At 53.8% G+C, this 6,000-nt stretch carries 4 protein-coding genes and 1 pseudogene; 4 read left to right on the top strand and 1 reads right to left on the bottom strand.

The window, feature by feature from the left end:
- Both DYY88_RS19930 and psbC read left to right on the top strand, forming a co-directional pair.
- Positions 1-316 (top strand): annotated as a pseudogene (locus DYY88_RS19930) (photosystem II D2 protein (photosystem q(a) protein)); the annotation flags it as partial.
- Positions 300-1,682, top strand: coding sequence for a photosystem II reaction center protein CP43 (psbC, locus tag DYY88_RS19925; protein ID WP_039725570.1), 1,383 nt, complete (start codon positions 300-302; stop codon positions 1,680-1,682). The pseudogene DYY88_RS19930 and the gene psbC, both read left to right, overlap by 17 nt.
- Before the next feature lie 535 nt (positions 1,683-2,217).
- Here the strand turns inward: psbC and DYY88_RS19915 are convergent.
- The gene (locus DYY88_RS19915) at positions 2,218-3,801 is read right to left on the bottom strand and encodes a bifunctional pantoate--beta-alanine ligase/(d)CMP kinase (protein ID WP_039725569.1); all 1,584 of its coding nucleotides are present in this window, start codon (positions 3,799-3,801) and stop codon (positions 2,218-2,220) included.
- Between the two features lie 48 nt (positions 3,802-3,849).
- Between DYY88_RS19915 and DYY88_RS19910 the strand changes: the two genes are divergently transcribed.
- Both DYY88_RS19910 and DYY88_RS19905 read left to right on the top strand, forming a co-directional pair.
- Positions 3,850-4,209, top strand: a complete 360-nt coding sequence (locus DYY88_RS19910; protein ID WP_039725568.1) for a hypothetical protein — start codon at positions 3,850-3,852, stop codon at positions 4,207-4,209.
- A 37-nt stretch (positions 4,210-4,246) separates the two neighbouring features.
- Entirely contained in the window at positions 4,247-5,980 is a 1,734-nt protein-coding gene (locus DYY88_RS19905) for a ShlB/FhaC/HecB family hemolysin secretion/activation protein (RefSeq protein WP_052288243.1), read from the top strand.
- The last annotated feature ends 20 nt before the right edge of the window (positions 5,981-6,000 follow it).

The following is a 6,000-nucleotide window of genomic DNA, read 5'->3' as shown; positions in this document are numbered from 1 at the left end:
TGCGAACCGTTTTTGGTCGCAGATTTTCGGGATTGCGTTCTCGAACAAGCGCTGGTTGCACTTCTTCATGTTGTTTGTGCCAGTGACGGGCTTGTGGATGGCGTCTGTGGGCGTTGTGGGTTTGGGTCTGAACCTGCGGGCCTATGACTTCGTGTCTCAGGAAATCCGTGCAGCGGAAGACCCTGAATTTGAGACCTTCTACACGAAGAACATTTTGTTGAACGAAGGTATCCGGGCCTGGATGGCACCGACCGACCAGCCCCACGAGAAGTTTGTATTCCCTGAGGAGGTTCTCCCCCGTGGTAACGCTCTCTAGTAATTCTTATATCGGTGGGCGCGACCAGCAGTCTTCAGGTTTTGCCTGGTGGTCTGGTAACGCGCGCTTGATTAACTTGTCCGGTAAGCTGCTGGGTGCTCACGTTGCCCACGCTGGTTTGATTGTGTTTTGGGCCGGTGCGATGACCTTGTTTGAGGTCGCTCACTTTGTGCCTGAGAAGCCTCTTTATGAGCAGGGCTTCATTTTGCTGCCTCACCTCGCCACTTTGGGCTGGGGTGTAGGGCCAGGTGGTGAAATTGTTGACACCTTCCCCTACTTTGTTGTGGGTGTTTTGCACCTGATTTCTTCTGCGGTTCTCGGCTTGGGTGGTATTTATCACGCTATCCGCGGTCCTGAGACTTTAGAAGAGTATTCTTCCTTCTTTGGCTATGACTGGAAGGATAAGAACCAGATGACCAACATCATTGGTTACCACCTCATCCTGCTAGGTTGTGGTGCCTTCTTGCTAGTGCTGAAAGCCACCTTCTTTGGTGGTGTTTATGACACTTGGGCTCCGGGCGGTGGCGCAGTGCGGGTCATCACTAACCCGACGCTGAATCCCGTCAAGATCTTCGGCTACGTCTTGGGTTCTCCCTTTGGTGGCGACGGCTGGATCATCGGTGTCAATAGCATGGAAGACATCATTGGTGGTCACATTTGGGTCGGTATCATCTGCATCAGCGGTGGTATTTGGCACATTCTGACCAAGCCCTTTGGTTGGGTGCGTCGCGCCTTTGTCTGGAACGGTGAAGCTTATCTGTCCTACAGCTTGGGCGCACTGTCCCTGATGGGCTTGATTGCCTCCTGCTACGTTTGGTTTAACAACACTGCCTATCCCAGTGAGTTCTACGGTCCTACCAGTTCTGAGGCTTCTCAGGCTCAGGCCATGACCTTCTTGGTGCGTGACTTGCGTTTGGGTGCCAACATCGGTTCGGCTCAAGGCCCGACTGGTTTGGGTAAGTACCTGATGCGCTCTCCGACGGGTGAGATCATCTTTGGTGGTGAAACTATGCGTTTTTGGGACTTCCGGGGTCCCTGGTTGGAGCCTCTACGTGGCCCCAACGGTCTGGATCTGGACAAGATGCAGAATGACATTCAAGATTGGCAAGTCCGTCGTGCGGCTGAGTATATGACTCATGCGCCGTTGGCTTCCATCAACTCGGTGGGTGGCGTCATCACTGAAATCAACTCGGTGAACTATGTGAACCCCCGTCAGTGGTTGGCTGCGTCTCACTTCATCCTCGGCTTCTTCTTTCTGATTGGTCACTTGTGGCACGCGGGTCGTGCGCGGGCGGCTGAAGCAGGCTTTGAGCGTGGGATTGACCGTGAGTCTGAGCCCGTATTGGCAATGGATGATCTTGACTAGTCATTTGTTGAGTCAAGTCATCGATTAAGTCTGGGAAAAAGCTCCTGCAGTTTTGCGGGGGCTTTTTCTGTTTATTTTGTGAGTAGCGCGATCGCTACATGAAGCTGATTACGCGGAACAGTTATCCAAGTTTGTTATTGTCGTCAGCGTTTGCCTCTCAGTATGTCCCCTAAACCGTCAAACCAGAAATCTTTTCAGATAGTCGGCTGGTTGCTATTCATTGCCTCCGCACTCTGTTTTACGGTTTCCACTTGGGGCAATGGTGATATTCCTGGAACAGTCGGCAGTCTGCTGTTTCTGATTGCTTGTTTTGTTTTCCTGTGGCCATTGCTGCGAGCTTGAGCGAGCATTCCATCAGGCGCTGCTCAAAGTCAGGATGCATCACAAAATCTCGGGTTTCTGTTTAATCGCTCCTGGGGCCATTGTGCATCCGCACCGTATCGCCGCTGGACAAGCGATCGTCCTAGTAACCGGATTATTCTTCAAGGCTCTATCCACTGTCCATAAATAGTCTGTGGATGGTTTCGCCACTGCCTCAGTTGCGGTGCAAACGGTCTTCGAAGAGCGCCACAATTCTCTCGACAACTTCTTCAATGGACAAGCCATCGGTCAACAGTTCAATCGCATCTTCAGCCTTTTGCAGGGGGGCAACGCGACGGGTGCTGTCTTTGCGATCGCGCTCATCAATGGCTTCTTCCAATGCCTCGATACTGACGGGTGGCTGATTTTGAGCGAGCAGATCTCGTTGCCGCCGCCGTGCTCGCTCCTCGACCGATGCTGTGAGAAAGACCTTGAGCTCTGCGGCGGGGAACACGTGAGTCCCAATATCGCGGCCTTCCATGACGACACCGCCTTGAGTCCCATACTCTTGCTGTTGCTTCAGTAAGACTTTTCGGACCGTCGGTTGAGCAGCGATGGTCGAGACTTGAGCTGTCACCTCCGCTGTCCGAATCGCTTGGGTGATCTCGGCCTCATTGACCCACACCCGCGTCAGCCCTGGTTCACCGGGAGCAGTTGCGGGCTCGGTAGCTAAACGAATTTGGCAGTTGGCTAACGCCTCGGCAACGGCGACCTCATCTGCAGGATCAATCTCTTGCGTGAGGACGTGCCAGGTAACAGCCCGATACATGGCACCTGTGTCGAGGTACATCAGGCCAAGGCGATCGGCTACGAGGCGCGCTACCGTTGATTTGCCCGCGCCAGCTGGGCCATCGATCGCCACGATAGGTTGCCGCGAACGCAGCAGCGTGTTGTCAATTAAACGGGTTTTGCCAAGATAAGCGGCGATCGCTAAGAGTCCCACAGTGGTCACCTGTTCTAACGGTTGTAAGTTTGTTGGATGCACGATTTCGACATATTGCGGCTGGAGCGTCGGCACCTGCTCAAGGGTAGTACACACTTGCTGAATCAAACGCTGGCTGTCGCGTTCTCCTTGGGCAAATGCGGCTTGCGCTGACTGCAAGGCCTGATAGAGAACGGGGGCTTGGCTCCGCTCCGTTGCCGAGAGGTACTGATTGCGAGAGCTGTAGGCTAGTCCATCCGATTCCCGCACAATTGGACAGCCGACAATTTCGATCGGCCAATTCAGATCGGCTGCCATACGTTGAAGGATGGCCAGTTGTTGAGCATCTTTGCGCCCAAAGTAGGCGCGATTAGGCATCACTAGGTTGAGCAGTTTTGCCACCACGGTCGTCACCCCTTGAAAATGTCCGGGCCGATAAGCGCCGCATAAATGCGTGGTCATGCTGGCTATAGGTACCACTTGCGTAAACTGCTCCGGAGTTGGGGCTGACTGACCATATAGGGTCTCGGGTGAGGGGCAAAACAAGGCATCGACTTGGGCGACGGTGCACTGGTCAATATCCTGCTGGAGTGTGCGGGGATAAGTGGTCAAGTCTTCTTGGGGGCCAAATTGCAGCGGATTGACAAAAATGCTGACAATGACTCGGTCGTTTGCTTGCCGGGCTTGGTGAATGAGGCTCATGTGACCAGGGTGCAATGCGCCCATAGTAGGTACCAGCCCCACTGAGGCAATGCTGGGATGGGGGCCGATCATCGTAGGCTGTCGCCATTGAGCCAAACAGCTTTGTAATCCTTCAATTGTGGTCAGGATTCTCACGAGCTTTTACCCCGATGACGTGCGCACGAGCAAGCCGACCTGCCGCTGATGGCGGACACTTTGAGCAGTCTGGCTAACGATAAAAAGAAGAGTGGCAAGTGGCCGATGGTGCATATCAGCGATCGCGGATACGTTGACCAGTCCAAACACTCGGCCAACCTCCGGGCTGAAATATATGTTTACACTTTAGCCACAAGTTCTATACCCTACCAGACTCTGGCCAGAACCCAGCAGCCAATTTATAGGGAAGGCGCGATCGCCACTCCGTTGGTTGCTTTCAGCGTCTATGACATGCATTGGGGTGGCCCTGAGGTGCGTCGCCACTCGGCTCAGAAGACCGTCGCCAACATCGAGCCCAGCATAGAAAATATATATGCTGGCTATCAAATCAAGTTTTCCGCGAATTAATAGCGATAATCTGAATGACGTGCCGACATGATGAACTATGAACTCGCGCTTTCTTGGGATTTCTGGTGGCATTGCGATCGCGTTCTTAGGCATCGGTAAGGCCGACGCCCAAATCATCCCGGTTGCCGTTAGCCCAATGCCAGACAGTGATCGGGAGACAGGGCTGTTGGCCCAAATTGATTTAGCCCAAGTGGATCCTGGTCAAGACCGCCTGCCCGAGCCCGAATTGCCGGTGCCCTTGCCGCCCGACGAAGTGACGCCCGAACCGACGGTTCCAGAACCCTCGCCTTCGCCAGGGGCTGATACGCCTTTTCCGGTGACGGATGTGGTGGTGGTGGGCAGCAGTATTTTTGATGACGCCACCTTGGCCGCGATCGTCGCCCCCTACGAAAATCGCGACGTTACCCTCGCCGAATTGCAGGACGCCGCCGACGAGATTACCCAGCTGTATCTGAACGACGGTTACATCACCTCACGTGCGGTGGTGAGTACTCAAACTGTCGTCGATGGTGTGGTGCAAATTGACGTGATCGAAGGTGAGTTAGAAGCCATCTTGGTAGAAGGCACCGACACTTTAGAAGACTACGTCAGGGTACGCATTGCTCAGGGCGGCACGACGCCGCTAAACCAGGGCAATTTGGAAGACCAACTCCGACTGTTACGCGTTGATCCGATGTTTGACAGCGTGGAAGCCAGTCTGCGATCGGGCACGGGAGTGGGTCAAAGCCAGTTAGTAGTGCGGGTCGAAGAGGCCAGCACGGTGGGCGGCTCAATTTTCAGTGATAACTACTCGCCGCCTTCAGTGGGTAATGTGCGCGTCGGTGCTAACCTCCAATTTCGCAATCTGGCGGGCTTGGGTGATACGTTGTTTAGCTCGGCGACTTGGACAACCACCGCCGGTTCCAAAGTTTATGAAATTGGCTATCGGGTGCCGATTAATCCCATGAATGGGACGGTGCTGGTCCGTGCGACGCCTAACGAATTTGAAATTACGGATCCCAACCAACCGACGTTTGATCTGGGCACCGAAGGTTCTACCGATATTTACGAAGTGAGTGTGCGCCAGCCGTTAGTCCGCACCCCACGCGATGAGTTTGCCCTGTCGTTAGGCTATCGCTACCGTGACGGCTCGACGTTGATTTCAGGCATTATCACCGATTCCACGACGACCAGTGTCCTCAGTTTTGGGCAGGATTATGTGCATCGTGACGTGAGCGGTGCATGGGCCTTGCAGTCGCAGTTTCGGCTGGGTACCGAAGAAGTCGATGACACAGTGACGACGGTGGGCGATTCCGACGGCTTCTTTAGCTGGATTGGCCAAGTCCAGCGGGTGCAACGACTCAACGATGACCATTTGCTGCAGGTGCAAGCCAGTTTGCAACTCACGCCTAACTCATTGCCCGGTTCCGAAAAATTCTTTAGTGGCGGCGGATTGTCGGTGCGAGGATACGACCAAAACCAACGATTTGGCGATAATGGCTTCCGGTTTTCGGTGGAAGATCAAATTGTGATTACTCGCACCGAAGAAGGTTTACCGTTCTTTCGCTTGGCCCCTTTCTTAGACGGAGCTTACGTGTGGAATGACGGCGATAGTGCCGAGGTCACGGATAATAACTTCCTCTTAGGCACCGGTGTCGGTGTTTTATTCAATGTTTTGGATGGTCTGAATGCTCGGGCTGATTTTGCCTATCCGCTGATTGATGTGGAAGAGCTTTCTACCGATGATCCCCCTGGCTTACGGTTTTATTTCACCTTGGGATATCAGTTTTAGGCAAATTGAGCAGCCTGCTT

Source organism: Leptolyngbya iicbica LK (genome assembly GCF_004212215.1).
In the GTDB taxonomy this organism is placed as follows: domain Bacteria; phylum Cyanobacteriota; class Cyanobacteriia; order Phormidesmidales; family Phormidesmidaceae; genus Halomicronema; species Halomicronema iicbica.
The sequence above is the reverse complement of the archived record's forward strand: the minus strand, read 5'-3'. Positions and strand labels throughout refer to the sequence as shown.

Excerpts from the sequence above, each read along its gene's own strand:
- DYY88_RS19905 (WP_052288243.1), top strand. The coding sequence starts at position 4,247 with ATGAACTCGCGCTTTCTTGGGATTTCTGGTGGCATTGCGATCGCGTTC.
- DYY88_RS19910 (WP_039725568.1), top strand. The coding sequence starts at position 3,850 with ATGGCGGACACTTTGAGCAGTCTGGCTAACGATAAAAAGAAGAGTGGC.